This window comes from Rhizobium sp. BK312 (assembly GCF_014193605.1).
Lineage (GTDB): Bacteria > Pseudomonadota > Alphaproteobacteria > Rhizobiales > Rhizobiaceae > Rhizobium.
On record NZ_JACHZP010000005.1, the window covers coordinates 1 to 26,688 of the forward strand.

The window sequence follows — 26,688 nt, forward strand, 5'->3', positions numbered from 1 at the left end:
TGACAAATTGCTAAAGCAATTTGCTCGGATGACGCAAGCCGAAACGCGGCTTGCTACTCGCGACAAACCGCAACGCGGTTTGCGCTGGTGACGCGGGGTGGAGCAGCCCGGTAGCTCGTCAGGCTCATAACCTGAAGGCCGCAGGTTCAAATCCTGCCCCCGCAACCAATCTTCCATCTCCAAAACCACTATCGCGGGCGCAAAGACCCAAATCGCCGAGGAGCTTTTTGCGCTTGGCCGCCCTATGCAGTTCGCCGGATGCCAGCTTCTCCGTAACCGGTGTTCTGCCTCCACATTGTCCTCGTCTTTCTAATCTGTGATCGCTTTTCCATGGGCGAGCAACGGGAGTTTCTCCATGGAGACTACATTGGAGGTTCTCACGACCAGGAGGCCTGGACGTGAGGTTCACCGGCGCTGGCCGGATGACGTCAAGGCGCAGATCGTTTCGGAGAGCCTTCGGCCCGGCGCAATGGTGAGTGAGGTCGCGGAGCGACACGGCCTGAAGCCGAACCACCTGTCCACCTGGCGGACGATGGCGCGGAAAGGCAAGCTTGTACTCCCTGCACCCGTGGATACGGTAGAGTTCGCAGCCGTCATCGTCGATCCACCCGTTGCGGAACCGCCGATCAAAAAATCCAGCCGTCCAGAGATTATCATTGGCGGTCTCACGATCCGTTTGGAAGAAGGCGCGTCTGCCGCCCGCATCGCCGCTGTCGCGCGTGCCTGCGCGGTTCCGGCATGATCTTTCCATCGAACCGGGTTCGGATCATGGTGGCCACTAAGCCCGTCGACTTCCGCAAGGGCCACGATGGACTGGCGGCATTGGTCAAGAGCGAACTGCACAAGGACCCTTTTACAGGGACGGTCTTCGTATTCCGGTCACGGAAAGCAGACCGGCTGAAGCTGATCTATTGGGACGGTAGCGGACTGGTGATGGCCTACAAGCGGCTGGAAGAGCACATCTTCACCTGGCCGGGCGTCAGGGACGGCCTGATGACCTTGGCCCACGCACAGTTCGAGGCGTTGTTTGCAGGCCTCGACTGGCGTCGTGTGCGTTCCGTGGAAGCGAGACCGCCGGACGCCATCGAATAGATGCGGCACGATGACTCGGGCGGTAAATTCCGACGGCGAAGCGACGTTGGTTTTGATAGACTTCGGTCATGTTGGACGCCGCCGATCTTCCAGACGATATTGCTGCGCTGAAGGCCATGCTGATCGCGGCGCAAGCGCGTGAATGTCGCAAGGATGACCGGATCGAGCGGCTGGAGAAGCTGGTCGCGGCTTTCAAGCAGGCGGCCTTCGGCCGCAAATCCGAGAAGGCCGATCCTGAACAATTCGATCTCGCACTGGAAGACCTGGAAACGGCCATTGCTGCCGTCCATGCCGAAGACGAAGCCGATAGCCCCTCTGGGAAGCCGCAGCCCAAGCCCCGTGCCGTCAATCGCGGCTCTCTGCCCGCTCATCTTCCTCGTGTCGAGGAGATCATCGAACCGGAAAGCCTGATCTGCGCCTGCGGCGGCGGCCTGCATTGCATCGGCGAGGACGTCTCCGAGCGGCTGGATGTCATCCCGGTGCAATTCCGTGTCATCGTTACTCGTCGTCCTAAATATGCTTGCCGCTCCTGCACCGACGGTGTCGTTCAGGCCCCGGCTCCGGCACGCCTGATCCAAGCGGGCCTGCCGACGGAAGCGACCATTGCCCATGTCCTGGTCTCCAAATATGCCGATCATCTACCGCTCTATCGGCAGGCCCAGATCATGAGCCGCCAGGGCATCGATCTCGACCGCTCCACGCTTGCCGACTGGGTCGGTCGGGCAGCGTTCGAATTGCGCCCCGTCTTCGACGCACTGATTGCCGACCTGAAGCGGTCGACCAAGCTCTTCATGGACGAGACCCGTGCGCCAGTGCTCGATCCCGGCACGCGCAAGACCAAGACCGGCTACTTTTGGGCGCTCGCGCGGGATGATCGTCGTTGGGGCGGCGGTGATCCACCAGGTGTGGCCTTCAGCTATGCTCCCGGTCGCGGGGGCGTTCATGCCGAACGGATATTGCAGGGCTTCTCCGGCATCCTGCAGGTCGATGGCTATGCCGGATACAACAGGTTGATCGCACCTGAGCGTGTCGGCCCGGACATTCGGCTTGCCTATTGTTGGGCACACGCCCGTCGCAAGCTTGTGGAGATCACCCGCAACGGCTCAGCACCCATCGCCGCCGACGGCGTCAAACGGATCGGTGAACTGTATCGGATCGAGGGCGAATTGCGCGGCCTTGATCCCGAGGCTCGCCTTGTCGGACGGCAGGAACGATCATCGCCGCTGGTCACAGACATGCAGGCCTGGCTCGCCCGTCACCGTGCCCGTGTCGCGACGAAGTCCCCACTCGGCGAAGCCTTGGCCTACATCGCCAAATACTGGGATGGTCTGAAGCTCTTCCTGACCGACGGCCGCATCGAGATCGACAACAACAGCGTCGAGCGGACCATTAGACCGATTGCCCTCAATCGGAAGAACGCCCTCTTTGCGGGCCACGATGCGGGAGCCGAGAATTGGGCGACCGTCGCCTCCCTCATCGAGACCTGCAAACTCAATGCTGTCGAACCGCTGACCTACCTGACCGCTACGCTCACCGCCATCGTCAACGGTCACAGGCAAAGCCGGATCGATGAACTGCTGCCGTGGAATTACGCGCAGCGAACACACGGCTGAGGTCTACTGTCGGCCCATTACGGGCACCGCTCCTACCTGCCCAGCAGAACTCGCGCGTTCTTTAACGTCTCATCGAGACGTATGCGGTGTTTCCCTTGTCCGATCTTGTTGCGATATTCCGCGATGGAAACTTTAACAATGTCTGCGGCGTAAAGCGGTATCTTTCCGCGAGGAACCTCGAACGACACAACAAGTTGGTCGTCGCATAGCAGTGTGAAGAGGTCCTCGCCCTGTTCGGGTATCTCGTTCAGGATATGAAAGACGGAGCCATCTATGCCGAGCGATTGAACAAGCTCTAAAAGAGCAGCGTCCCGTTGGAATTTCGCAGGCTGAAGCCTTCTATATCCTTCAAAACGATTTGTGAGGCGGGAGGGCATGAGGACGTCCGGTTAAGTGGGCAGTCTTTCAGTAAACCGTGGCAAGTAGTCCTGCAATCACCGTAGTTGGCGCATTGTTGCAATCTCTATCGCGCGGTAGTGCTCGAAACGAGCCAACGCTCTTGGTCAATGTGCGAGGGAGACAGCGCTTACGCTTCTCCATCAGGTCAAAGGGACCGGCAGCGGGAGCTTCGGGCGCAGCACAGGCCGAGCGACGGCCGGACCGGGACGACGTCGCTCCCATGCTGCTCCATTGGTCGATCGTCGGGCATCTTGATGCCGGTAGGCATGGCATCTGGAAAGGCTCGAGCATGCGCTCGTTGAGAAACCGAACGCCCAGGGCTTCGATGCACGGGCGTCGTACGAGCCCTTCGATGGTGTCGTCGAGAAGTATAACGACGCCGGTTGGGGGGTCCAGAGACGGCGTTTCCATCTAAGGAAACTTTTTCCCCGGTTACATCATCAAGCGCCGTTTGGTTTTGAATCGGATGTCTCGAAAGCTCGGCCGTGAGTCCTGTCTTTTCGCTGGCGAGCAGCAATCACCGAGATGCGATGACAGCCGAGCCATGACTGGCTTTTGCCGCCCGGCAGGCCGACGTTCTGCCGCGCGGCTATTTCCACGTCGTCTTCACCCTGCCGCAGCAGATCGCCGCCAATCCCAATTGTGCCAGACAAACCACCCTTCGTTCAATCCAGCTTCAATGAGATCCGATCCGCGGTGAGTGCGGTTGCTCACCTGTCGCCTATGTTTCGCGCTCTGGTCGACTGTGAAGTGAATCTTGAGCGACATCAGCGGGCTTGATGAGAGGTTTCCGTCAGGTCCCAGTAACGGTCGGAATGCGCGGCGCCGTCTCGTTCTGCTGGACGCGAGCTGCCACGGCGACCGTTAGCGCTTGCGCCAGGCACATCGGCGCCGCGAGCGAGCGCGAAAAGGTATAGTCATGCTCGGGCACGGCAAACAGGATCTTCGCCGATTTGGCGAGCGGGGAAAGCGTGCTGTCGGAAATGGCGATGATCGGCACACCGGACTTTGCCGCCTCCTCGACGATGTTGACGACTTCTGTCGCGTAGAAGCGGAAAGAGACGGCAATGAGGATATCCTCCATCCGCATCGTACGCGCCATATGTGTGGCCAGCCCGCCGCCCGGATCCAGCAGGATGCAGCGCTTACCAAGCATGGTCAGGATATAGCGCAGCAGATCAACGACCGGCGAGGAACGCAACTGACCGATCAGGTAGACCGTCTCGGCCCCTTCGATCGCATCCGCTGCGATTGCGAGGTCCTCAGCGCTGATGCGCTCCAGCAATTCTTGCAGGGAGGCGATGTCGCGCACCACGAGATCGTGCAGGAAACCATATTCGGACCGATCCTCGCGGTTCTGCAATTCGTCTCCGAGCGCTCGCACTCTGGCTTCGAAGCCCGGCGCGGCTGTCGTTAGACGTCTCTGGAACAGGAGCTGGAGTTCCTTGAAACCGTTATAGCCGAGCGCCTGTGCGAAACGCACGAAACTCGATGCGTGCATGCCGCAGCGCTCGGCAATCGTGTTGACCGATTGCACCGCGACTTCATTCGGATTCTGTGTGAGATAGACCGAAATCCGCTGGTAGGTCTTGCTCATCTGAGCATGACGTTCATGGATCAGACGGATCAGCTCTTCATAGTCCTTGGGGGCATCGTCTGATTGCGTCTGGTGCTTCATGGCCGGATCTTGCAATAATTACTGCAAAACGCAAACAAAATGAATGGACGCATTGGATTGCCCAGGCTGGCGATGAGGATTTTCGGAGACATCAAGTTCCTCATGAGCGGGTGGTCGTCCGGAGGAAAACCGGACGCCGGAAAGCAGGGTGGCGGCGCGGCTCCGTCAGGCGAGAACGCTCATCCACTGACGCGTGGATGACGAGCGTTGGATCGTCTCGACCAGTTGCTGAATGCGCGAACCGGCGGCAAATCCGAAGGGTTCGGGGATTTCGCCGGCGATCGCACGCATATAGCCCTCGATCTCGATTGCTTTCAGGTCGTTGAAGCCGAGCTGATGCCCTGGAGCGACGCAGAAATGGCCATAGGGAGGATGGTCGGGTGCGGCCTCGATCCTGCGGAAGCCACGCCGGCCTGCCGGATCCGCGTTCGAATAGAAATGCAGCTCGTTGAAGCGCTCCTGCGTGAATGCCAGCGCGCCCTTCGTGCCGTAGACCTCGAAATCATGCTGCATCTTGCGGCCGGTGGCGATCCAGTTGCCCTCGATGGAGCCCTGTGCGCCGTTGGCAAAGCGCACGAAGGCGCGTCCGACGTCATCGACTTCCACCTTGCGTGTGCCGCCCCTGCCGTCGGGTCGCTCGCTGATCATGGTGATGCAGTCGCCCATGACTTCACTGATCGGGCCGAGCAGGAATTCAGCAGTTGCAAGCGCATGGCTGCCGATGTCGGCCAGCGCTCCGCCGCCTGCAGGATCGTGGCGGAAGGTGAAGGGGCAGGACGCATCCGCCATATAGTCTTCGGCGTGAAGCCCGCGATAGCCGTGGATCTCGCCCAGTTCGCCGGCAGCGATCATTTCACGGGCAAGGCGCAGCATCGGATTGCACAGATAGTTGAAGCCGACCTGCGTCTTGACGCCTTTCGCCTCCGCAGCCAAGGCCATCTCGCGTGCGTCAGCGGAAAGCGGTGCCAGCGGCTTCTCGCAATAGACATGCTTGCCGGCGGCAATGGCGGCGAGGGCCATCTCCTTGTGCAGCGCATTCGGCGCGGTGATGTCGATGATATCGATCTCGGGGTTGGACACCAACGTCCGCCAGTCGGCGCTGGCATGAGCGAAGCCGAAATCGCCTGCTGCGCGGGCGGCCGCCTCTTCGGTGATATCGGCGACGGTGTGCATCTCCAGCCGGTAAGGCAGGTCGAAGACCTTTTGCGCGGAAGCAAAGCCGAAGACGTGGGCCTTGCCCATGAAGCCGGTGCCGATCAGGCCGACACGGAGGAGGGGTTTTTTAGACACGTGCGAAATCCGGGTTGACGACAAGCTGCGGGTCGATGGTGCCCGCGAGGAAATTGACGGAATTCTCAATCGCGGCGATGGCCATGCGCTCGCCGCATTCGGCCGTCAGCCCGGCGATATGGGGCGACAGGATGACGTTGAGATGGGCAAAGAGCGGAGAACCATTCGCTGGCGGCTCGTCATCGAACACGTCCACGCCGGCGGCACCCACCTGGCCGGAGGCGAGCGCGTCGGCCAGCGCTTGTTCACAGACGACGCCGCCGCGCGCGGTGTTGACGAGGACGACCCCCCGCCTCATGCGGGCGATTTCGGCTGCGCCGATCGCAGGACTGTCGGCTTTCGGGATATGGACCGAGATGCAGTCGGCCCATCCTAGTCCCTCGTCAAGCGGTACGGGCCTGACCGGTCCCTCGGGCCAGCCAACCTTTTCCAGGAAGGGATCATAGGCGCGGATTTGCATCCCGAACCCGGACGCCATGCGCGACAGATGACGCCCGATCCGGCCATAACCGATGATCAACAGGTTCTTGCCCGAGATCTCCTGCTGCTCGAGCCTGTTTCGCCAGCCCCATTGGCCCGGTTCGCGCACGGCCCGATCGGCGAGCAGCACGCGTTTTGCTCCGGCGAGGAGTTGCATCATGGCATGCTCGGCGACCGACACGGAGTTCACGTCGCCGACAATCGTCAAAGCGATCCCGCGCCTGTTGAGCGCGGGAAGGTCGACCGAGTCGTAGCCCACACCATGACGCGAAACGACCTTCAGCCGCTCCGCCTGGGCAATCGTCGCCGCCGACAGCGGCTGCGTGCGGATCACCAGCGCGTCGGCCTTCGCAATCAGCGGCGCGTAGGACGGTTCGGAGACCTCCTCGATATAATCCACGGTAAAGCCTCGTGTCTCAAGGTCGCGCAGCAGGGCTTCGCCAGAGGGGTGGAGTTTCCCGGCGGCCAGAAGGTGCGGCATCAATATGCTCCTTTGGTGGCCTGGATGAGGGCTGAGCCAGTCAGGTCGCGCCATGTTTTGACCGAGGCGGCAGCAGCAGCGGCCAGAAGGCGGCTGTCACCCGAAACGGTGGTGAGATCGAAGCCCCAGCCGATCGCGCGAGCGGCGTAGTCCGGCGTGCCGCAATGCAGGCAGGCACGGATGCCATTCGCCTTGCAGGCCGCGAGAATGCGCTTGATGAGGTCGATCATTTCCGGCTCTTCGCGGTCGAAGCCGGGCGGCAGTCGGCCCTCTTGCGTGCCGAGGGTCAGATCGGCGGGGCCGACATAAATCCCGTCGAGGCCGGGCGTCGCGGCGATGGCATCCAGATTGTCGATGCCCTGCTGCGTCTCAATCATTGCCAGCGCTAGAATCTCGTCGTTTGCGGCAAGTCCGTAGGTGCCATATGCGAAGGCCGCGCGCGTCGGGCCGAAGCTGCGCTGTCCCTGCGGCGGGTAGCGTAGATAGCTGACGAATTCCGCCGCCTCCTCTGCCGAGTTCACCATCGGGCAGATGATGCCTTGCGCGCCGGCGTCGAGCGCCTTCATGATGATCCCGGGCTCGCGCCACGGCACACGCGCCATCGGCGTGACGCCTGAAGCGCGCATGGCCTGAAACATCGGCAGCACGGAAGAATAGTCGAGGGCGCCGTGCTGGATATCGATGGTCACTGAGTCATAGCCCTGCGCGGCCATGATCTCTGCGGTGAAGGAGTTGCCGATCGACAGCCAGCCGTTGATGGCCGGCCTGCCTTCGGACCATTGCTGTTTGAGCTTGTTGGTGAACATGGCCGCGTCCTCAGAATACGATCTGGGCGAGCTTGGTATCGAGATAGTCATCTATTCCCTCGATGCCTCCCTCTCTGCCCATGCCCGAATGGTTGGTGCCGCCGAAGGGCGCTTCGGAAGCCGCCAAAGCAAAGCTGTTGATGCCGACCATGCCCGATTTCAGAGCCGCCACCGTGCGCCTGACGCGATCGGGCGAGCGGGTGAAGGCATAGGCGGAAAGGCCCATTTCCGAGGCGTTGGCGCGGGTCAGCACTTCGTCTTCGGTTGAAAACCGGGTGATCGCGGCGATCGGTCCGAAATTCTCCTCTGCGAAGACCTTCATGTCGTCTGTGACGCCGACGAGAATGGTCGGTTCGAAGAAGAAGCCGCTATTGATATGGGCAGGACGCTTGCCGCCATGGGCAATCGTCGCGCCGGCGCGGACGGCGTCCTGAACGATGGCCTCGATCTCCTGCAGGCGGCCGGCATTGATCAGCGGTCCCATGCCGGTCTCGGGGTCGAGCCCGTCGCCGAGTTTGATTTTGGCCGTGCGCGCGATGAAACCATCAACAAAGGCGTCGTGCAGACTGTCGTGGACGAAGATCCGGTCGGGCGTGACGCATACCTGGCCGCAATTGGCGAATTTCGTCGGCACGGTCAGATCCAGCGTCGTCTGCAGATCGGCGTCGTCATAGACGATCAGTGGGGCATTGCCGCCGAGCTCCATCGACACCTTCTTCACCGTATCGGCAGCGTCTCGGATCATCTGCTGGCCGACACGGGTCGAGCCGGTCAGCGACACCTTGCGCACGCGGCTGTCGGCCATGATTGGCGCATAGGTATTGCCCGTCGAGCCGACGACGAGGTTGATGGCGCCGTCAGGCAGGTTGGCCGCCCTGAGGCAGTCGACCATCACCATCGCCACGCCCGGCGTCTGAGACGAAGGCCGCAGCACCACCGGGCATCCGGCCGCAAGGGCGGGCGCCAGCTTGCGCGCCGGCAGGGCCGCCGGGAAGTTCCAGGCCGTAAAGGCGCCGACGATGCCGACGGGCTCGCGGCTGACCTCGAAGCGCCCGCCGGGCACGCGGCTGTCGATGATGCGGCCATAGATACGGCGCGCCTCCTCGGCAAACCAGCGAAACTGATCGCAGGCGAGCCCCCATTCGCGGCCGGCCTGCGCAAGCGGCTTGCCGGTCTCGGCGGAGATCATTCTTGCGGCCTCGTCGGCGCGACGGACCATCTCGTCGGCGGCCTTGTGCAGCGCACCGGCCCTGGCGAAGCCGCCCATCGCGCGCAGTTTTGGCAGGGCGGTCGCGGCGGCATCGAGCGCCGAGCGGGTGTCCTCGACAGTCGCGAGGGGCACGGTGCCCAGCGCTCTTTCAGTAACAGGAGAGATGATCTCCCCCGTAACGGTGCCGGCTACCCAGCGACCGTTTATGAAAAGTCCGAATTGTTCGTACATGGTTCACCCGATTTCGCTGGTGTTTACGGTTCGCCCTTTGGCGATTGAGCGGATTGCCGCTTCGGCGAGGATCAGGGCCTGGCGGCCGTCTTCGAAATTAACCGCAGGCGGCGTTTTCTGTTCGACTGCATCGACGAAGGCGCCGATCTCTGCGGCAAATGCGTCGCCATAGCGCTCGATGAAGAAATTCATCAGCGGTGCGCCTTGATCGGTATGGCAGTCGGTATAGAGGCGCAGATTGTTGAGCGGGTGGTTTTCTGAAATCGCCATGCCGCCGCTGCCAAACGCCTCCACGCGCTGGTCATAGCCGTAGACTGCACGTCGGGAGTTGTTGATGATCGCTTGCTTCCCCGATGCGGTTTTCAGCACCACGGTCACCGTGTCGTAGTCGTTGCAGCGCTCCATCAGCGCCGGATCGACGAGGCGCGAACCCGTCGCGGAGACCTCGGTCACTTTTTCGTCGAGAATGAACCGCGCCAGATCGAAGTCGTGGATCGTCATGTCGCGGAAGATGCCGCCTGAGACTTCGATATAGGCATCGGGCGCCATGCCGGGATCACGCGAGGTGATGATGACCTGATGTAGCTCGCCGATCTCACGCGTCTTGACGGCCTGGCGCAATGCGCTGTGTCCGGCGTCGAAGCGGCGTACGAAGCCGAGCATGACCGGTACGCCGCTCCCCGCAATTCTTGTTGCGCAGGCATTGACGCGATCGAGCGACAAGTCGATCGGCTTTTCGCACAGGACTGGTTTTTTGGCCGCCACGGCCTGTTCGATCAGGTCCGCATGCGTGGCGGTCGACGTCGCGATCAACACGGCATCGATGTCAGCGGATGCGAACACCTCATCGGCCGAATCGAAGCGCCGAACGCCTAGTTTCTCCGATATTTCCACGGCTGCCGGCATATGCACATCGAAGACGCCCGCAAGCGTCGCGCGTGGATGGGCCGCGATGTTTTCCGCATGCATGCGACCAATGCGGCCGACGCCAAGCACTGCAATTTTCAGCATTCAAATTCCTCCCGAGGTGTTATGCAATAATCATTGCAAACTGTTATTTTTGTCAATATGTATTCCGGAACAACGCAACATTCCCATCCGCAGGAGGAGGCGAGATGACCCGCAAGACTGTGCGCCTGACCATGGCTCAGGCTCTTGTCCGTTACCTTTGCAATCAGTTCACCGAGATCGAGGGCGAGCGCGTACCGCTCTTTGCCGGCGTCTTTGCGATCTTTGGTCACGGTAACGTCACCTGCCTGTCCGAGGCGCTGGAAACCGTGCAGGACACGCTGCCGACATGGCGCGGCCAGAACGAACAGTCGATGGCGCTCGCCGCCATCGGCTTTGCCAAGGCCAAGCGCCGCCGCCAGATCATGGTGGCGGCAACGTCGATCGGACCGGGTGCGCTCAATATGGTGACCGCCGCGGGCGTCGCCATGGCCAATCGCCTGCCGGTGCTGCTGCTTGCGGGCGATACTTTCGCCAGCCGCCTGCCCGATCCTGTGCTGCAGCAGGTCGAGCACTTCGGTGACCCGACGATTACCGCAAACGATGCCTTCAAGTCGGTCGTGCGCTATTGGGACCGGATCGTGCTGCCGGAACAGATCCTGCAATCGCTGCCGCAGGCGGTCGCAACGATGCTTGACCCGGCGGATTGCGGCCCGGCTTTCATAGGTTTGGCACAGGATATCCAGGAAGTCGCCTTCGACTACCCGGAAGTGTTTTTCGAACCGAAGGTCTGGAAGATTCCGCGCCCGCGCCCCGACCGCGATACGGTAATCGCGGCGGTCGAACTGCTGAGGACCGCGAAGCGTCCGCTGATCATTTCCGGCGGCGGCGTGCGCTATTCGCTGGCCGAGGAGACGGTCGCCGAATTTGCCGCGAAACGCGGAATCCCTATTGTCGAAACCATCGCCGGCAAGGGTGCACTGACTCATGACCATCCGGTGCATGCCGGGCCGATCGGCATTGTGGGCTCTACCTCCGCCAATGCGCTCGCGAAAGACGCGGACGTGATCCTGGCGATCGGCACGCGCCTGCAGGACTTCACCACTGGATCGTGGACGGCCTTTTCCCAAGAGGCGCAGTTCATCTCGATCAATGCGGCGCGCTTCGATGCGGTCAAGCATCGGTCCCTGTCCGTCGTCGGCGATGCGCTGGAAACCGTGGCCGAGCTCGATGCCGCACTCGGCGACTATAAGGCCGAGGCGGGCCTGATGCCACGCGCCAAGGCGCTGTTTGCCGAATGGGATAAGCTCCTTGACGAGCATCAATTCCCGACCAATGCATCGGTTCCCTCCTATGCGCAGGTCGTCGGTGTGTTGAACAAGGTCGCCCGCCCGGAGGACACGCTGATCTCGGCCGCCGGCGGCACGCCCGGCGAGGTGGTCAAGGGCTGGCGGGTCAAGAACCCCAACACCTTCGATTGCGAATTCGGCTTTTCCTGCATGGGCTACGAGATCTCCGCCGGCTGGGGCTGCGCCATGGCGCAAGAAGGTCCCGGTGGCACGGGCGGCACGCCGATCGTCATGCTCGGCGACGGCACATACATGATGATGAACTCGGACATCTATTCGGCAGCGCTGACGGGACACAAGCTGATCATCGTCGTCTGCGACAATGGCGGCTTTGCTGTCATCAACCGCCTGCAGCAAGCCAAGGGCGTTCCCGGGTTCAACAATCTCCTCACCGATTCCCGCGTGCAGAACCGGGAAAATCCACTCCACGTCGATTTCGTCAAACATGCGGAAGCGATGGGCGCAAAGGCCCGCAAGGCCGAAAGCCTTGCCGACCTCGAGGGCGCAATGAAATGGGCTCAGGGCAATGACGGCGTGACCGTGATCTCGATCGTTTCGGATGCCTGGAAGTGGGTGCCGGGCGATGCCGACTGGGACGTCGGCGTTCCGAGCGTATCGAGCTTTGAAACCGTCCGCGCTGCCCGCGCGGCACAAGAGAAAATCCGCGAAGCGCAGCGTTTGGGTGTTTGATATGAAGGCAAGACTGGGGATTGCTCCGATTGCATGGTGGAACGACGACCTTGCGGAGCTCTCGGATGACGTCAGCCTGGACGAGTGCCTGCGGCAGGCTTCCGAGGCCGGCTTCACCGGCATGGAAACGGGCCGCCGGTTTCCGATGGACATGAAGGAACTGGGGCCGATCCTGTCCCGCTTTGGAATTTCCGTCTGCGGCGGCTGGTTCTCCGGCCTGCTGCTCGACGGCGACATCGAGGCCGAGAAGGAGCGCATCGCGCAGCAGATGGCGTTCTTCATCGCGGCGGGCGCCCCCTGCATCGTCTATGGCGAAACTGCGCGCTCCATCCAGGGCATCCGCTCCGCACCGCTTTCGACGAAGCCGAAGCTCTCCGAGACGGAGATGGCGGCCTATGGCCGCAGGATTTCGGATTTCGCCGACTGGTGCGCCAGGCAGGGCATGCCGATTTCCTACCACCATCACATGGCGGCGGCGGTCGAGACGGAGGCAGAACTAGACCTGCTGATGCAGCACTCTTCGGTGCCGCTGTTGTTCGATGCGGGCCACATGGCTTTTGCCGGCGGCGACGTCATGCGGGTCATCGAGAACCATCACAACCGGATCACCCACGTTCACACCAAGGACATCCGCCGTGGGGTTGTGGATGGGCTGGACTGCAGCAGGGAAAGCTTCCTCGACGCGGTCATCAAGGGCGCCTTCACCGTACCGGGCGATGGCAGCCTCGATTTCGAGGCAATCGTCAAGGCGCTGGCCGCGAAGGGCTACGAGGGCTGGTTCGTGGTCGAAGCCGAACAGGATCCGGTCAAGAACCCACCACTCGCGATGGCTCGCAAGGGGCACAAGGAATTGCTGCGCGTCATGGACGCCGCTGGTTATGAGGTCGTGAAATGAATCGTATCGATGGAAAGATCGCCGTCATCACCGGCGGCACGCAGGGGCTGGGTGCAGCGATCGCTCGAACTTTTGCGCAAGCCGGCGCGGCAGGCCTTGTGATCGTTGGACGCGACGGCGCCAAGGGCGCGAAGGTGGCGGATCAGATCACGGCCGAGCACGGGACCCCGGTGCTGGTCGTGGCAGCCGATCTCAGCGACATCTCAGACGTGCGACGTGTGCTGGCCGAAACGGACGAACGGTTCGGCCGGGTGGATATCCTGGTCAATGCCGCCGCGCTGACCGATCGGGGCAATCTGCTGAACACTACGCCTGACCTTTTCGACCGGATCTTTGCCGTGAACGTGCGCGCGCCGTTCTTCCTGATGCAAGACGCTGTGCAGATCATGATCCGGGAAGGGATCGAGGGAACGATCGTCAACATCGGTTCGGCCTCGGAGCACGCTGGCCAGCCGTTCATCGCACCCTACTGCGCTTCGAAAGGCGCGCTTGCGACGCTGACGCGCAATTCCGGCTTCGCCCTGATGCGCAACCGGATCCGGGTCAACCAGCTCGACATCGGCTGGATGAACTCCGACCACGAGCGCGCCCTGCAGGCGGCGGAAACCGGAGATCCGCAAGCGATCGACCGGGCCGCAGCGCAACTGCCTTTCGGACGCCTGCTCGATCCGGCCGAGGTCGCACTTGCCGTGCTCTGGGCGGCTTCCGGCGATAGCGGGATGATGACGGGATCGGTGATTCACTACGATCAGTCTGTCTGGGGCGGCTATGACGGCCAGGCTCCGGCACCTGCCAAGCGGCTCGGGGAGTAAGCGATGCGCACGATCAAGGGACCAGGCGTTTTTCTCGCTCAGTTCGCGGCCGACGACGCACCCTACAATTCCTTGCCGAGCCTTGCGAAATGGGCAGCGGACAAGGGCTTCAAGGGCGTGCAGATCCCGACCTGGGATACGCGTCTCATCGATATGAAGAAGGCGGCGACAAGCGATGCCTATTGCGACGAACTGAAGGGCATGCTGGCCGACCACGGGCTTGAGATTACCGAATTCGCCTCGCATATCACCGGGCAACTGGTGGCGGTGCATCCGGCTCATGACACGATCATGGACAGTTTCGCACCGGAACATGTGCGCAGCAATCCGGCCGGACGGCGGGCCTGGGCCGAGGAGCAGTTGCGCTTTGCCGCCCGCGCCTCGCAACGGCTCGGGATCGACCGGCATGTGACGTTTTCCGGCGCGCTGCTGTGGCCCTATCTCTATCCCTATCCGCAATGGCCGGAGGGGCTGGTCGAGGAGGGGTTCGAAGAACTTGCCAAACGCTGGACGCCGATCCTCAACGATTTCGACGCGCATGGCGTGGATGTCTGCTACGAGATCCACCCCTGTGAAGACCTGCACGACGGCCATAGCTGGGAAATGTTCCTCGATAAGGTGGGCGAGCATCCGCGCGCTAACCTAATGTACGATCCGTCGCATTTCGTGCTGCAGGCGCTCGATTATCTCGCCTTCATCGACCACTACCATGAACGCATCAGGACCTTCCATGTAAAGGACGCCGAGTTCCGCCCCGACGGCAAGTCAGGCGCCTATGGCGGCTACCAGCCGTGGTCGAAGCGGGCTGGGCGCTTTCGCAGCCCCGGCGATGGGCAGGTCGATTTCGGCGCGATTTTCACGAAACTCACCACCTACGGCTTCGATGGCTGGGCCGTGCTCGAATGGGAATGCTTCGTGAAAAACCCGGAAGACGGCGCGGCCGAAGGCGCGCGTTTCATCGCGGATCATATCATCCGGGTCTCGGACCGGGCTTTCGACGATTTCGTGAAATCCGGCGCCAATCGCAGCGCTAACCGGGCGATGCTCGGACTGGAGGGCAAATGAGCGCTCAACGACCCTTGCGTCTTGGCATGGTGGGTGGCGGGCAGGGTGCCTATATCGGCAACATCCACCGCCTCGCCTCGCGGCTCGATGGGCAATGGCAGCTCGTGGCCGGTGCCTTCGACGTGGACCCCGAGCGCGGCCGCGAATTCGCGATCGGGCAGGGCCTAGATCCCTCGCGCAGTTATGGCTCTTATCAGGATCTCATCTCAGGTGAGGTCGGGCGCGCGGACCGCGTCGATGCGGTGGCGATCTGCACGCCGAATTTCACCCACTATCCGATCGCCAAGGCGCTGATCGAGGCGGGTTTCGATGTGATCTGCGAGAAGCCGCTGACGGCGACGCTGGAAGACGCCGTGGCGCTCGAAAAACTCGCCCGCGAATCCGGCCGCTTTGTCGGTGTGACCTATACCTATTCGGGCTATCCGATGGTGCATGAGGCGCGCGTGCGCGTTGCGCGTGGTGAGATCGGCGCAGTGCGGTCCGTGCAGGTCGAATATCCGCTCGAATGGATGGCGACCGCGATCGAGCAGAAGGGCAACGCACAGGCGGCATGGCGTACCGACCCGAAGAAGAACGGCCGGGGTGGTTCGATAGGCGATATCGGTACCCATGCCTATCATCTGGCAGGTTTCGTGACGGGGCTCAAGTTGGACTCGCTCACCGCCGATCTCGCGACCTTTGTCGAGGGCCGGGCGCTGGACGACAACGCCCATGTGATGATGCGCTATCAGGGCGGTGCGCGAGGCCTGTTGTGGTCTTCGCAGGTCGCTTTGGGGAACTCGAACGGCGTGCGGTTGCGCGTCTTCGGCTCCAGCGGGTCGTTTCAGTGGTTCCAGGAACAGCCGAACGAATTGATCTATGCGCCATTGGAAGGCCGCGTCCAGATCATCAAGCGCGGCGCCGATGACTTGTCGGAAGACGCGAAGGTCCGCAGCCGGACCCCGCCAGGCCATCCGGAAGGTTATCTGGAAGCCTTCGCGAACCTCTATGCAGGCTTCGCCGAAGCGATCCGCGCACAGAAGGAAAAGCGCGAGCCAGGTGTGGTCGGCCGGAATGTGCCGCTCGCCTATGACGGCTTGAAGGGCGTCGCCTTCGTTGAGGCTGTGGTCGATAGCGCAGAAGCAACGATCCAACCATGGATTCGGCCGGTCGCGGTCTGATGGACCGCGTCGCCGCCGGCGACAATGTCCCTTGGAGGACGATCCATTGAAGGGTCGCCTTTTCAAAGACCGCAATTATAGCGCGTATGAAGAAGGATTTGCGAATGAGGTGGTTCCGTCGATACCCCGTTCAGATTGTCTCTTATCCATCGCGCCGCCGAGGTCAGCTCACCGGCAAAGTCGTGCGATATGACGTAATCCATGCTGCCCGATTCCAGCAACGCGCGGGAATGGTTGGAGAGTTCGTGCCCGACGAACACGGTCTCCTGAGCCTTGCCTATGTGTTCGAGAGCCTTGGCAACGCCGCGATTGGCGCCGGCGACATTGTAGATCGCCGCCGGATGGCCATTCGCCTCGAAGTATCGAAGCAGCTGCTCACACGTGTTATCGGGCCGCTCGTCGGAGATCACGCGCTCTTCAATCCTGAGATGCGGGAAGTCCGAGCGGAGGACCCTGCGGAACCCCATTTCACGTTCCTGCTGGCAGCGGAAGGGAACGCTCATCACGATCAGGATGCTGTTGCGCTCTTTCGGCAGGGCATTGCCGATCAAAAGCGCAGCGACGCTTCCGGCCGCATACTGATCGTTGCCGACGAAGGCGCTCCGACGCGAACTCGGCAAATCGGTCGTCAGGCAAACTACGGGAATCCCGGCTGTTCGCAGTTTGCGGATGGCGCGGTTGACGGCGGGATGTTCTCTCGCGATGACCACAACGCCGTCGGCGTCGCCACCCTCCTGCTCGATGTTCCGCGCAAAAGCGATGGGGTCGAGTTCGCTCGTCGGCACGTAGAGGCCCTCGATCTTGATGCCCGGAAGCGTCCGATTCACGTCGGTCACGGCGCCCGCCATCGCCGCGTTGAAGGTTTCGCCGGACTCGCAGAAGAGACGAATCTGCAAGGGCACGTCCCTGTCCGAGTTTTCGTTTCGGAGCTTCTCCAACGCAGCGAGAATGCGCGCTCTGGTTTTATCGCGTACCCCGCTTCGGTTGTTGAGAACCCTATCGACCGTCGCCACGCCAACGCCCGCGAGATGGGCGATTTCGTGGACCGTCGGACCTTTCCAGGTACCGTTATAGGGGCGCTTGCTCAAGGCTGTCTCCATTCGTGATGTAAATGCCATCATATGACAGAAGAACTTGGCACACAAGTTCTGAATTTCTAACTGGTTAGCTTCAATTTATACAATGCGGCAGAACTGATGGTAATGCCATCATAAAATGAGCTTAAAAGCCCTTGAGTGATGGAAAAGCAATCCAGATAATCGCACCGTCCAACTGAGGAGGAGGAACTCATGAAACTCAAAAATTGGATTGTGCTTTCGAGCTTGCTGGTTGCAACCGCATTGAGCAGCGCAAGCAACGCTCAGGATAGTGGCAAGCAATATCGTTTCGTCATGGTCTCTCATATCGGGTCCAACGATCCGAACATGAACTGGCTGACGACGTCGCTGAAGGAGTTCGAGAAGCGGTATCCGAACGTCAAGACCGAGTATATTTCAACCAACAACTATTCGGTCCAGGAGCACGTTCGTCTTCTCGAACAGGCGATCGCCACCCATCCCGATGGTATCGCCGTGCCGATCGTCAGCTCCGACGCTTTCGAAGCGCCCTTGCGCAAGGCAATCGAGGAAGGCATCCCGGTTGTCGCCTTCAACATTCCCGACAGTCGGCCCGTAGGCGAGCGCATTCCCTACCTGACCTATGTCGGCGGCGATGAATACCTCACAGGCAAGAAGCTTGGCGAATATGCCATCGAACAGGCGAAGGAAGGCAAAGTTCCAATGCCGAAGCATGTCGTATGCGCCAGCCACGATTCCGCTCACCAGGGTCTGAAGGCACGCTGCAAAGGCATGCAGGACGCCATGGCGACGGTTGGTGCCAAGTTCGACGAATTGTTCATCGGCGCAGAGCCGGCGACGGCGCGCAACACACTGCAATCCTTCCTGCAGGCCAATCCGGACACCAACTACATCTTTACGGTTGCCGGCTGGTCTGCGCCCTGGGCCTGGGGTGTCGCCAACGACATGAAGCTCGATCCCGACGTCGACGACAAGGGCATGACAATCCTCACGGTCGACGAAGGTCCAGTCTCAATCGAAGGCGTGCGCGCGGGACATATCCTCGCGACCAATAGCCAGGGCTTTTGGCTGCAGGGCTACGCGCCGATGGAATGGCTCCTTTGGAACAAGGAGTTCGGATATGCGCCTCAGAGCGACATCCTGACCGGCCCGATCATCATCGACAAGGACAACGCCGATCAGTGGGCGAAGCAGGTTCGGGGCGTGTTCGGCGACAAGGCCTACAACGAACAGAACACCTGGTAGGAGTTCCTCCCGAAGCCGGGCAGCCGAGCCTCTTGAAGGCTCGGCTGCCTTCCTTCGATTGCGCCTCAAGCGCAGTTCTAATCAGCGAGTCCAAGTCTCATGAAGCATCTTCTGCGAAACCAGGGCCTCGGCGCAATCGTCGGTGTCGTCGTCATGTTTGCCGTCTTCACGGGGATCGATTTCTCGGGTTGGTGGACCGTTCAGACAGTATCGAACGTCACCCAATTCACGGCGATCCTTGCCTTCGTGGCCATGGGTCAGGCTCTGATCATCATCACCAGGGAGATCGACCTTTCGGTCGGTTCGGTCTATGGCCTCACCGGGGTCGCCTTTATCACCATGGAGCCGGCGCTCGGCGTGCCCGGCTCCCTTGTCCTGGCGCTGGTCATTGCGGCGGCGGCAGGCCTCGTCCAGGGTATCGCGGTCGTCAAGGGACAATTGCCATCGATGATCGTCACGCTCGGTGGTCTCTTTACGGCGCGCGGCATCATCTATGTATGGACCGGCGGCTCGGTCCATAATTTCTCGCCTGATGCGCGCAGCCATCCGCTGACGCTGCTTTTGGGCGGCAGCCTCTTCGGCGTCGAAGCTGCGATCTACTGGCTGATCCTGGTCGCTGCGGTTCTTGCCCTTGTGTTATGGCTGACACCGTTCGGTAACCGCCTTTTGGCGACGGGCGGCAGCCGGGAGAGCGCGGAATCGCGCGGCGTCCAGACCGATCGCATCAAGATCGCAACGTTCATCCTCTGCTCCCTGCTGGCGGGCTTCGCCGGCATCTTGACCCTGTGCAACCAGCCGCAAACCCACGTAACGCTCGGCGAAAACATGGAGCTCGAAGCGATCGCCGCCGCCGTCATCGGCGGCTGCCTCTTGACCGGCGGACGCGGCTCTATCCTTGGCGCCATTCTCGGAGCGCTCATCGTCGTCAGCCTGCGCTACGAACTGATCGCGCTCGGCGCGCCATCATCCTGGTACATCACCTTCGTCGGCGCCGTGCTCATCATCGCAATCATCTTCAACCAGAAACTGGCCCGCTTCCTCGGGCACAGTGTTTGATGCGGGAGGACGCTCAAATGACAAACAATCACCCGCTCATTCAGGTCAAGAACCTCGACCTTTATTTCGGCGCCTTCCATGCCCTGAAAAATGTCTCGGTCGACTTTCATGCCGGCGAACTGGTCGGTCTGGTCGGCGACAACGGCGCCGGCAAGACGACGCTGATCCGCGTTCTCTGCGGGATCCATGCTCCGACATCCGGAGAGGTCTTTTTCGACGGCAAGAAAGTCGAGAAGTTTCACCCCAAGCTTGCCATCGACCAGGGAATCGAGACGATCCAGCAATCCGTCGGGCTTTGCGATAACCTGTCGATTGCACGCAATTTCTACCTTGGCCGAGAACCCGTCAAACGCATCCTCGGCATCCCCTTTCTCGACTTCGGCAAGATGCGCGAAAAATCCGCCCGAGTCATTCGGCAGTTCGGCCTGCGCGAGAATGTCTCCGCCGATGACGAGGTGGAGCGGCTCTCCGGTGGCGAGCGTCAGTCGGTCAAGATCGGTCGCGCCGTCGAGTTCAAGAACCGCGTCATCATCATGGACGAGCCGACCAACCATCTGTCGGTGCGAGAGCGCGAGCATGTCAACGAGATTGCCGTGCAGCTCAAGGAGCAGGGTCTGCTCGTCATCTATATCACCCACGACATCTTCCAGGTCCACAAGCTCGCCGACCGCATCGTCATCATGGAAAACGGCGAAAAGGTCGCTGACGCATCCACGGATGCCATGACCGCCGAAGCGCTTGAGGACGTCATCCGCCAGGGCGGCCGCGTCGTTGAAAAGAAGGAGGTGGTCTGATGGCACTGTCGGCCGCCAAACCGCTCATTCGGCGTCATACGGAGCTTGGCATTTTTCTGATCGGCCTCGTTCTGGTCGTCATTTTCGCCGCCACCTCGGACGGCAACTGGGCCAATCTCTACAATATCGGGACGATCCTGCAGGTCACGGCAACCCTGGGGCTGATGAGCCTTGGCGTCGCGCTGGTGATTGGAACCGGGGAGATCGATATCTCGGTCGGATCGACGTTCGGGATGGGCGCGCTCGCCTATCTCTGGCTTGCGGCGCGGGTCGATCCATCGGTCGCCGTCATGGCCGCGATACTGGTTGGGTCGGCGATTGGCCTGATCAACGGGCTGCTCGTTACGCGGACCGGTACGCCATCCCTCATTATCACGCTCGGTACGCTGATGATCTTCCGCGGCATCGCCATCGCGTTAACGGAAGGATTCTCGTTCTCCATTCCCTATGCGGCGCGCAAGGGCTGGACCTACGTCGTGCTCGGCGGGGGTGACTTCCTCAACTTCAACACAGCCTTCTACTGGCTAATGGTGGTGCTCGTCGTTCTCTGGGTGATGTTGAAGGCGATGCCGTTCGGTAACCGGCTTCTCGCCGTCGGCGGCTCGGCCGAGAGCGCTCATTCCCGCGGCGTCCGGGTGGATCGTATCAAACTATCCGCCTTCGTCCTGTGTGGCATGCTCGCCGCCTTCGGCGGAGCGCTGGAAGCCGGCAAGCTCGGCTTCGCGGATGGCTCGATGGGGCGGCTCATGGAACTCCAGGCGATCGCTTCGTGCGTGCTGGGCGGCTGTTTGCTTGCCGGCGGGCGCATTTCCCTGATCGGCGCACTGATGGGCGCATTCGTGCTCTCTTCCATCCAGTCCTATCTCGTCGTCATGGGTGTGCAGCCGCAGTGGTTCATCCTGATATTGGGGGTGATCGTGGTGCTCGCAGCCTACGGCGACCGGTCCCTCCGCCAATGGGCTCTCAAGAAATAAGGATATCGGAATGTCAGTCAGAATAGCGATCATCGGTGCCGGCATCATGGGGGCGGACCATGCCCGGATTGTCGCCGAAGATCTGCCGGGAGCAACCTTGCAGGTGGTCTGCGATGCCGCGCCGGAGCGCGCCCGAAAGATAGCGGACGAATGCGGTGCTGCCGATATCGCCTCCGATCCTGTCGAAACCATAAGGCGAGGCGATGTCGATGCCATCTTGATCGCGAGCCCCGACGAAACGCATGCGCCGCTGTCGCTCGCCGCGATCGAGGCCGGAAAGCCGGCCCTGTGCGAGAAGCCACTGTCACAGAGCGCGAAGGAGTGCCTGGTCGTGATCGAGGCGGAGGTGTCGCGCGGCCGCCAGTTCGTTCAACTCGGCTTCATGCGCCGCTTTGATCCGTCCTATCGCGATATGAAAGCGGGGCTTGACGATGGCGCGCTCGGCCATGCGATCATGATGCACAACTTCCACCGCAACGTCGAAGCGCCGGCGAATTTTACCGGGCAGATGGCGATCACCAACTCCGCACCCCACGAGTTGGATGTCGCGCGCTTTGTGCTGGGCGCCGACTACACGGCAATTTCGGTCTTTCAGCCGGCCGGCATTAATGCATCGAGGACGGGAGCGCCGGTGTTCATGGTCCTCGAAACCGACAAGGGCCAGCTTGTGAACATCGAAATCAACAACAATGCGGCCTATGGCTATGACGTGCGCGGCGAACTCGTCGGCGAGAAGGGATCGATCTTCCTCAATGCCCCGGTCTATATCCGCCAGAACGGTCAACTGATGGCGTACGAGCGTTATGCAACCGATTGGCGTCCTCGTTTCGCGGAAGCCTATCGGCTGCAGAACAAGGCGTTCCTGAACTTCGTTCGAACCGGCGTATTTCCGGCTATCGCTTCCGATGCCTGGGACGGCTATTGCGCCTCTCTTGCCGCGGAAGCTGGCGTCGAGGCGCTCCGGAAGGGTGGGCGCGTCACAATCGCAAAGATGGACAAGCCGTCTCTCTACCACTGACAAAAGAGGATCCACTCATGAAACTCGGCTTCGTCTCCGACAGCCTCGGCGGCATGTCCTTTGAAGCGCTTCTCGACAACGCCGTCCGACTTGGTGTCTCGGGTGTCGAGGTCAATACAGGCGGCTGGTCGACCGCGCCGCATTTCGATCTGCAGTCGATGAAGGCGAGCGCCGATTCGCGCCGCGACTTCGCCAAAGCGTTCGAAAATCGCGGTCTGGAGATTATCGCCCTCAACGCCAACGGCAACCCCTTGCATCCCACCCAGCCGGAGCAGGGCGAATGCCTGAAGGACACGATCCGTATCGCTGGCGACATGGGAATCAAGACGGTGTGCGCCATGTCCGGCCTGCCCGCCGGCCGTGAAGGCGATCTGATGCCAAATTGGGTCGTCTCCTCATGGCCGCCGGAAACGCAGGCCATCCTCCGCTATCAGTGGGAGGAAAAGCTTCTGCCGTTCTGGACGGAGATCGCCGCCCTCGCGAGAGAAAACGGTGTCGCACGCATCGCACTGGAATTGCATGGCAACCAGTATGTCTACAACGTGCCATCGCTTCTGAAACTGCGCGCCGCCGTCGGTCCGGTCATTGGCGCAAACCTCGATCCATCGCATCTGTTCTGGATGGGCGCCGATCCGCTTGTCGCGGCCTTGGCTCTGGGTGAGGCCGTATATCACGTGCATGCTAAGGACACGATGCTGAACGGTCCTGTTCAGGCGACGACGTCGCTTCTCGAAAACGGCTCATTGATGGACATCCCGGCCCGTAGCTGGTCTTACATCACGCTCGGCTTCGGTCATGGCGAGGAATGGTGGCGCCAATTCTGCTATCACCTGAAGATGGCGGGCTACGACGGTTGGCTGTCGGTCGAGCACGAGGATGTGCTGCTTAACAGCCTCGAAGGGCTGGAGAAGTCTATCGCACTCCTCAAGGGCGTAATGCCTGTGGCTGCGAGCGACTTCGTGCCTCAGGCGATATGATCGGTCCTCCCGCTGAATGGCCACTGAGGTGTGAACCTCACGCCTTTGGTGGCAATCACATCGCAGGTGCACTGAACCTGTCCGCTTCTATTGCCAAATCATCATAAGCACGGGCAAAAGTAGGGCGATTCCGAGGGCGGTCAACACCACGTCCAAAAGACCGAAACGGGCGAATGGGGGCTAATCCGTCGAGTTCTTCGACGATCAGCGTAAAGCGGAAATAATTTCCTTACAACCACTCCGAGGCTTGAGACTTTACAAGTTTCTGTGTGATCAGGCCCCCGCAACCAAGTCCTTCCTTCCCTCCTATTTGCGAAATCTTGGACATACTCTATCGCTCGCGCGAAGACCCAGCTTCAATGGCGATGCTAGATCCTCCCGCCTCAGGACCATAACCGGAAGGGCGAGCAACGCGAACGGTTCAAAGCCTGCCTACAAAACCAAATACAAAAAGGCCCGCCTCAAGCGGGCTTTTTGTGTTTGGTAACGCATCGAACATTTAACGCCTCGCCAGCGGCCCAAAAGCGGCCAAACACACCCCGCAAGGCACAAAACTCTAAAGCCTGCCCCAAAACAAAGCGCATCCTTCCCAAGAACAATATCGTGGGCGGGAAACCAATCGTACCTCGAGATCCCAGATCAACGTGCATCTTATCCTTCGGGCTCCAGGATACAGCATTGCTCCGGCACCGGCACGAGCACCGCGCTGCTTCCAGCCGTCATCGGCTCCGATAAGGGGCCATTGGCGACGATGGCGCCGGCCGCCGTCTCACATTGATATTGATAGGCGCGGCCAAGATAAGTGCGTGTTCCCAGAACCGCAGGCAGGCCGTTGCCTTCGCGCCGAACCGAAAGACCATCCGCGCGGCAGCCAAGAATGCAGCTGTCTGGAATCGGACCGAAATCTTTCTGAGACAGCGTGATCCTTGCGCCGCCTGCAGCCTCGGCAATGACGACGGCGCTCTCTCGCTCAACAACACGCAACGGCAGCAGATTCTCAAAACCGACGAAGCGGGCGACGAAGCTATTGGCAGGCTTGCGGTAGAGGGTCTCGGGCGTATCGAGCTGCATGATGCGGCCGGCATTCATGATGGCGACGCGATCCGAGATCGAGAAGGCTTCCTCCTGATCATGCGTGACGTAGAGCGAGGTCGTGCCGTTGGCGCGCTGCAGCTGGCGGATTTCCACGCGCATATCGACCCGGAGCTTCGCATCAAGATTGGACAGCGGCTCATCGAACATGAGGAGCGGCGGTTCGATGACGAGGGCGCGGGCGAGCGCGACGCGCTGCTTTTGGCCGCCGGAGAGGGCGCCGGGCAGGCGGTCACCGAGGCCGGAAAGACCGACGCGCTCCAGCATGGCGCCGGCCTTCGCGAGGCGCTCCCTCGTCGGCATGCGGCGCTGCTTGAGGCCGAAGGCGACGTTCTCGAGTACCGTCAGATGCGGAAACAGCGCATAGTTCTGGAATACCAGGCCGATATCTCTGGCATGCGCCGGCAGCGTCGTCAGGTCGCGGTCGCCGAGCTTGATCGTGCCGCTGGTCGGCTGCAGGAAACCGGCGACCAGCCGCAAGGTCGTCGTCTTGCCGCAGCCGCTGGAGCCGAGCAGCGAGACCAGTTCACCAGCCGCGACCGAAAGCGAAAGATCCTGCAAGACGGCTGTCTTGCCGTAATGCGCGCTGATGGAATTGATGGAGAGCGATACGGTCACGAGCGGCTACTTTGTCAGGAAGGTGAGCCCCAGGGTGGCTTCGACGATCGCCATGACGGCGACGGTCACGAGCATCAGCAGCACGGAAACAGAGGCGATGGTCGGGTCGAAGAACTGTTCCATATGGGCAAGGATCTGGATCGGAAGGGTGGATATGCCAGGCCCCGTCAGGAAGACCGAGACGGAGACGTCGTTGATGGAGGTGATGAAGGCAAGAATGAAGGCGGCGATGACGCCGGCGCGGATGTTCGGCAGCACAACGGTCAGGAAGGTCTTCAGCGGCGGACAGCCGAGGCTGATGGCAGCCTCCTCGATCGAGAAATCGAAACTCGCGAGACTGGCGCTGACGACGCGCACCGAATAAGGCAGCGCCAACAGCGCATGGCCGATCAGGAGGCTCGGAAAGATCGGCAGCCCGAGCCCGATCGTGATCGATTTCATCAGCGAAAAGCCGAAGACGATTTCCGGAACGAGGATCGGCAGGACGAAGAGTGTCGAAAGCCAGCGCGGCAACTCGACCCTGTAGCGGCTGATGGCATAGGCGGCGGGAATGCCGATCAGCAGCGAAAGTGCCGTTCCGAGGAAGGCGAGCTCCAGGCTGGTGATTGCCGTCGTGCGGAAGGCCTCGATCCGGAAGATGTTCGCGAACCAGTGCAGGGTCAGGCCCTGCGGCGGGAAGGTGAGATAGGTCGTGTCGCTGAAGGCGGCGCCGATAATGATGACGAGTGGCGCCAGCAGGAAGAGGAAGACGAGGGCGGTGAAAGCGATGAGCGCGGGATGGGCCGTTCTTGTCATGATCATACCGCCATCGGGTTCAGCCGTCGCGCGAGACGGCTCATGATCGCGACAATGCCGATCGTGACGACAACCATGATGGCGGCGATCGTCGAGGCGCCGACCCAGTCGAAGGTGACCATGGCGCGCTGATAGAGGAAGGTGCCCATCATCATCTGCTTTTCGCCGCCGAGCAGCTGCGGCGTGGCGTAGGAGGTGAAACTGCCGGTGAAAACCAGCACTGCGCCGACGATAAGGCCGGGCGTGGCAAGCGGCAGGATGACCTGTCGGAAGGTTGCGGCCGGCGTGGCGCCCAGCGATGTCGCCGCCTGGATAAAATCCTGCGGTATGGCCTCAAGCACGCCGACAAGGGTCAGGATCATCAAGGGCACGAAGAGATAGACCATCGCGACGATCACCGAGCCCTCGGTGTAGAGCATCGAGAGCGGCTCGCTGATGACGCCGATCGACAGGAGGATGGTGTTGAGAATGCCGTTCTTGCCGAGAATGATCAGCCAGGCGAAGGAGCGCACGACGACGCCGGTCAGCAGCGGAAAGACGGCGGCGATGATCATCACGCTCTTGGCGCGGCCCGGCATCTGCGCAATCACATAGGCGGCGATGAAGCCGATAAATAGCGAGATCGCCGTTGTGATCAGCGCCACTTCGATCGTCCTGAAAAGCACCGTGCGGCGAAAGCCGCTGGAGAAGAAAGCAACATAGGGGGAAAGCACCCCCTTGGGTTCGCCGAAGGTCGCTGCGATCGTAATGACGACGGGAACGAGCAGGAACAGCGTTACGGCCACGATCGCCGGCGTCGCCAACCCCCATTTCATAAAATGCTTCATCAACTAAATTCCGTGAG

Annotated in this window: 25 protein-coding genes and 1 tRNA gene; 15 read left to right on the top strand and 11 right to left on the bottom strand. The window is 61.2% G+C overall.

The window, feature by feature from the left end; all coding sequences use genetic code 11:
• Nucleotides 1-91 precede the first annotated feature (91 nt).
• The 4 genes from FHT85_RS14845 (at nucleotide 92) to tnpC (ending at nucleotide 2,705) form a co-directional block, all read left to right on the top strand.
• Nucleotides 92-168, top strand: a tRNA-Met gene (locus FHT85_RS14845).
• Between the two features lie 187 nt (nucleotides 169-355).
• Nucleotides 356-742, top strand: a complete 387-nt coding sequence (gene tnpA, locus FHT85_RS14850; protein ID WP_112412847.1) for an IS66-like element accessory protein TnpA — start codon at nucleotides 356-358, stop codon at nucleotides 740-742.
• The gene (gene tnpB, locus FHT85_RS14855) at nucleotides 739-1,092 is read left to right on the top strand and encodes an IS66 family insertion sequence element accessory protein TnpB (RefSeq protein WP_112412846.1); all 354 of its coding nucleotides are present in this window, start codon (nucleotides 739-741) and stop codon (nucleotides 1,090-1,092) included. Before tnpA ends, tnpB begins: the two co-directional genes overlap by 4 nt.
• A 68-nt stretch (nucleotides 1,093-1,160) precedes the next feature.
• Nucleotides 1,161-2,705, top strand: coding sequence for an IS66 family transposase (gene tnpC / locus FHT85_RS14860; RefSeq protein ID WP_112412845.1), 1,545 nt, complete (start codon nucleotides 1,161-1,163; stop codon nucleotides 2,703-2,705).
• 32 nt (nucleotides 2,706-2,737) lie between these two features.
• Here the strand turns inward: tnpC and FHT85_RS14865 are convergent, their stop codons facing one another.
• The 7 genes from FHT85_RS14865 to iolG all read right to left on the bottom strand — a co-directional run bounded on the left by FHT85_RS14865 (nucleotide 2,738) and on the right by iolG (nucleotide 10,291).
• Nucleotides 2,738-3,082 (bottom strand): hypothetical protein, encoded by a 345-nt coding sequence (locus FHT85_RS14865; RefSeq protein ID WP_112412844.1) that lies wholly within the window; start codon nucleotides 3,080-3,082, stop codon nucleotides 2,738-2,740.
• Nucleotides 3,083-3,897: 815 nt separating this feature from the next.
• Nucleotides 3,898-4,782 carry a MurR/RpiR family transcriptional regulator gene (locus tag FHT85_RS14870; RefSeq protein WP_112412843.1) on the bottom strand — a complete coding sequence of 295 codons (885 nt, stop codon included), beginning with the start codon at nucleotides 4,780-4,782 and terminating at the stop codon, nucleotides 3,898-3,900.
• A gap of 165 nt (nucleotides 4,783-4,947) precedes the next feature.
• Nucleotides 4,948-6,072 (bottom strand): Gfo/Idh/MocA family protein, encoded by a 1,125-nt coding sequence (locus FHT85_RS14875; protein ID WP_112412842.1) that lies wholly within the window; start codon nucleotides 6,070-6,072, stop codon nucleotides 4,948-4,950.
• Nucleotides 6,065-7,033 carry a hydroxyacid dehydrogenase gene (locus FHT85_RS14880; RefSeq protein WP_112412841.1) on the bottom strand — a complete coding sequence of 323 codons (969 nt, stop codon included), beginning with the start codon at nucleotides 7,031-7,033 and terminating at the stop codon, nucleotides 6,065-6,067. The genes FHT85_RS14875 and FHT85_RS14880 overlap by 8 nt, the downstream gene beginning before the upstream one ends.
• Nucleotides 7,033-7,839 carry an HpcH/HpaI aldolase family protein gene (locus FHT85_RS14885; RefSeq protein WP_112412840.1) on the bottom strand — a complete coding sequence of 269 codons (807 nt, stop codon included), beginning with the start codon at nucleotides 7,837-7,839 and terminating at the stop codon, nucleotides 7,033-7,035. Before FHT85_RS14885 ends, FHT85_RS14880 begins: the two co-directional genes overlap by 1 nt.
• 10 nt (nucleotides 7,840-7,849) lie before the next feature.
• Nucleotides 7,850-9,280, bottom strand: coding sequence for an NAD-dependent succinate-semialdehyde dehydrogenase (locus FHT85_RS14890; RefSeq protein WP_112412839.1), 1,431 nt, complete (start codon nucleotides 9,278-9,280; stop codon nucleotides 7,850-7,852).
• Nucleotides 9,281-9,283: 3 nt separating this feature from the next.
• A complete protein-coding gene (gene iolG / locus FHT85_RS14895; protein WP_112412838.1) occupies nucleotides 9,284-10,291 on the bottom strand; it encodes an inositol 2-dehydrogenase in 1,008 nt (335 codons plus the stop codon).
• A gap of 104 nt (nucleotides 10,292-10,395) precedes the next feature.
• On the opposite strand from iolG, the gene iolD reads away from it, so the two are divergent.
• The 5 genes from iolD to FHT85_RS14920 are packed head-to-tail and all read left to right on the top strand — an operon-like array spanning nucleotide 10,396 to nucleotide 16,199.
• On the top strand, nucleotides 10,396-12,267 hold the full coding sequence (iolD, locus tag FHT85_RS14900; RefSeq protein ID WP_112412837.1) for a 3D-(3,5/4)-trihydroxycyclohexane-1,2-dione acylhydrolase (decyclizing): 1,872 nt from the start codon (nucleotides 10,396-10,398) through the stop codon (nucleotides 12,265-12,267).
• Between the two features lies 1 nt (nucleotide 12,268).
• A complete protein-coding gene (gene iolE, locus FHT85_RS14905) occupies nucleotides 12,269-13,162 on the top strand; it encodes a myo-inosose-2 dehydratase (protein WP_112412836.1) in 894 nt (297 codons plus the stop codon).
• Nucleotides 13,159-13,974, top strand: coding sequence for an SDR family oxidoreductase (locus FHT85_RS14910; protein WP_112412835.1), 816 nt, complete (start codon nucleotides 13,159-13,161; stop codon nucleotides 13,972-13,974). Before iolE ends, FHT85_RS14910 begins: the two co-directional genes overlap by 4 nt.
• A gap of 3 nt (nucleotides 13,975-13,977) precedes the next feature.
• Nucleotides 13,978-15,039 carry a sugar phosphate isomerase/epimerase family protein gene (locus FHT85_RS14915; RefSeq protein ID WP_112412834.1) on the top strand — a complete coding sequence of 354 codons (1,062 nt, stop codon included), beginning with the start codon at nucleotides 13,978-13,980 and terminating at the stop codon, nucleotides 15,037-15,039.
• Nucleotides 15,040-15,065: 26 nt separating this feature from the next.
• On the top strand, nucleotides 15,066-16,199 hold the full coding sequence (locus tag FHT85_RS14920; protein WP_112412833.1) for a Gfo/Idh/MocA family protein: 1,134 nt from the start codon (nucleotides 15,066-15,068) through the stop codon (nucleotides 16,197-16,199).
• A gap of 62 nt (nucleotides 16,200-16,261) precedes the next feature.
• Here the strand turns inward: FHT85_RS14920 and FHT85_RS14925 are convergent, their stop codons facing one another.
• Complete coding sequence (locus FHT85_RS14925) at nucleotides 16,262-17,287, bottom strand: LacI family DNA-binding transcriptional regulator (RefSeq protein ID WP_246779999.1); 1,026 nt, start codon at nucleotides 17,285-17,287, stop codon at nucleotides 16,262-16,264.
• A gap of 201 nt (nucleotides 17,288-17,488) precedes the next feature.
• On the opposite strand from FHT85_RS14925, the gene FHT85_RS14930 reads away from it, so the two are divergent.
• From FHT85_RS14930 to FHT85_RS14955, 6 genes are all read left to right on the top strand, one after another.
• Complete coding sequence (locus tag FHT85_RS14930) at nucleotides 17,489-18,520, top strand: sugar ABC transporter substrate-binding protein (protein ID WP_112412831.1); 1,032 nt, start codon at nucleotides 17,489-17,491, stop codon at nucleotides 18,518-18,520.
• 99 nt (nucleotides 18,521-18,619) lie between these two features.
• Nucleotides 18,620-19,576, top strand: a complete 957-nt coding sequence (locus FHT85_RS14935) for an ABC transporter permease (protein ID WP_112412830.1) — start codon at nucleotides 18,620-18,622, stop codon at nucleotides 19,574-19,576.
• A gap of 17 nt (nucleotides 19,577-19,593) precedes the next feature.
• Nucleotides 19,594-20,370 carry an ATP-binding cassette domain-containing protein gene (locus FHT85_RS14940; protein ID WP_007695014.1) on the top strand — a complete coding sequence of 259 codons (777 nt, stop codon included), beginning with the start codon at nucleotides 19,594-19,596 and terminating at the stop codon, nucleotides 20,368-20,370.
• Nucleotides 20,370-21,344, top strand: coding sequence for an ABC transporter permease (locus FHT85_RS14945; RefSeq protein WP_112412829.1), 975 nt, complete (start codon nucleotides 20,370-20,372; stop codon nucleotides 21,342-21,344). The genes FHT85_RS14940 and FHT85_RS14945 overlap by 1 nt, the downstream gene beginning before the upstream one ends.
• 10 nt (nucleotides 21,345-21,354) lie before the next feature.
• Nucleotides 21,355-22,362 carry a Gfo/Idh/MocA family oxidoreductase gene (locus FHT85_RS14950; RefSeq protein ID WP_112412828.1) on the top strand — a complete coding sequence of 336 codons (1,008 nt, stop codon included), beginning with the start codon at nucleotides 21,355-21,357 and terminating at the stop codon, nucleotides 22,360-22,362.
• Nucleotides 22,363-22,379: 17 nt separating this feature from the next.
• Entirely contained in the window at nucleotides 22,380-23,339 is a 960-nt protein-coding gene (locus FHT85_RS14955; protein WP_112412827.1) for a sugar phosphate isomerase/epimerase family protein, read from the top strand.
• Between the two features lie 651 nt (nucleotides 23,340-23,990).
• On the opposite strand, the gene FHT85_RS14960 is transcribed toward FHT85_RS14955, so the two are convergent.
• From FHT85_RS14960 to FHT85_RS14970, 3 genes are read right to left on the bottom strand one after another with little or no spacing between them, the layout of a single operon-like run.
• Nucleotides 23,991-25,049 carry an ABC transporter ATP-binding protein gene (locus FHT85_RS14960; protein WP_112412826.1) on the bottom strand — a complete coding sequence of 353 codons (1,059 nt, stop codon included), beginning with the start codon at nucleotides 25,047-25,049 and terminating at the stop codon, nucleotides 23,991-23,993.
• A 6-nt stretch (nucleotides 25,050-25,055) separates the two neighbouring features.
• A complete protein-coding gene (locus FHT85_RS14965; RefSeq protein WP_112412854.1) occupies nucleotides 25,056-25,847 on the bottom strand; it encodes an ABC transporter permease in 792 nt (263 codons plus the stop codon).
• Nucleotides 25,847-26,671: an ABC transporter permease gene (locus tag FHT85_RS14970; protein WP_112412825.1), complete on the bottom strand. Its 825-nt coding sequence runs from the start codon at nucleotides 26,669-26,671 to the stop codon at nucleotides 25,847-25,849. The genes FHT85_RS14965 and FHT85_RS14970 overlap by 1 nt, the downstream gene beginning before the upstream one ends.
• Nucleotides 26,672-26,688 lie beyond the last annotated feature (17 nt).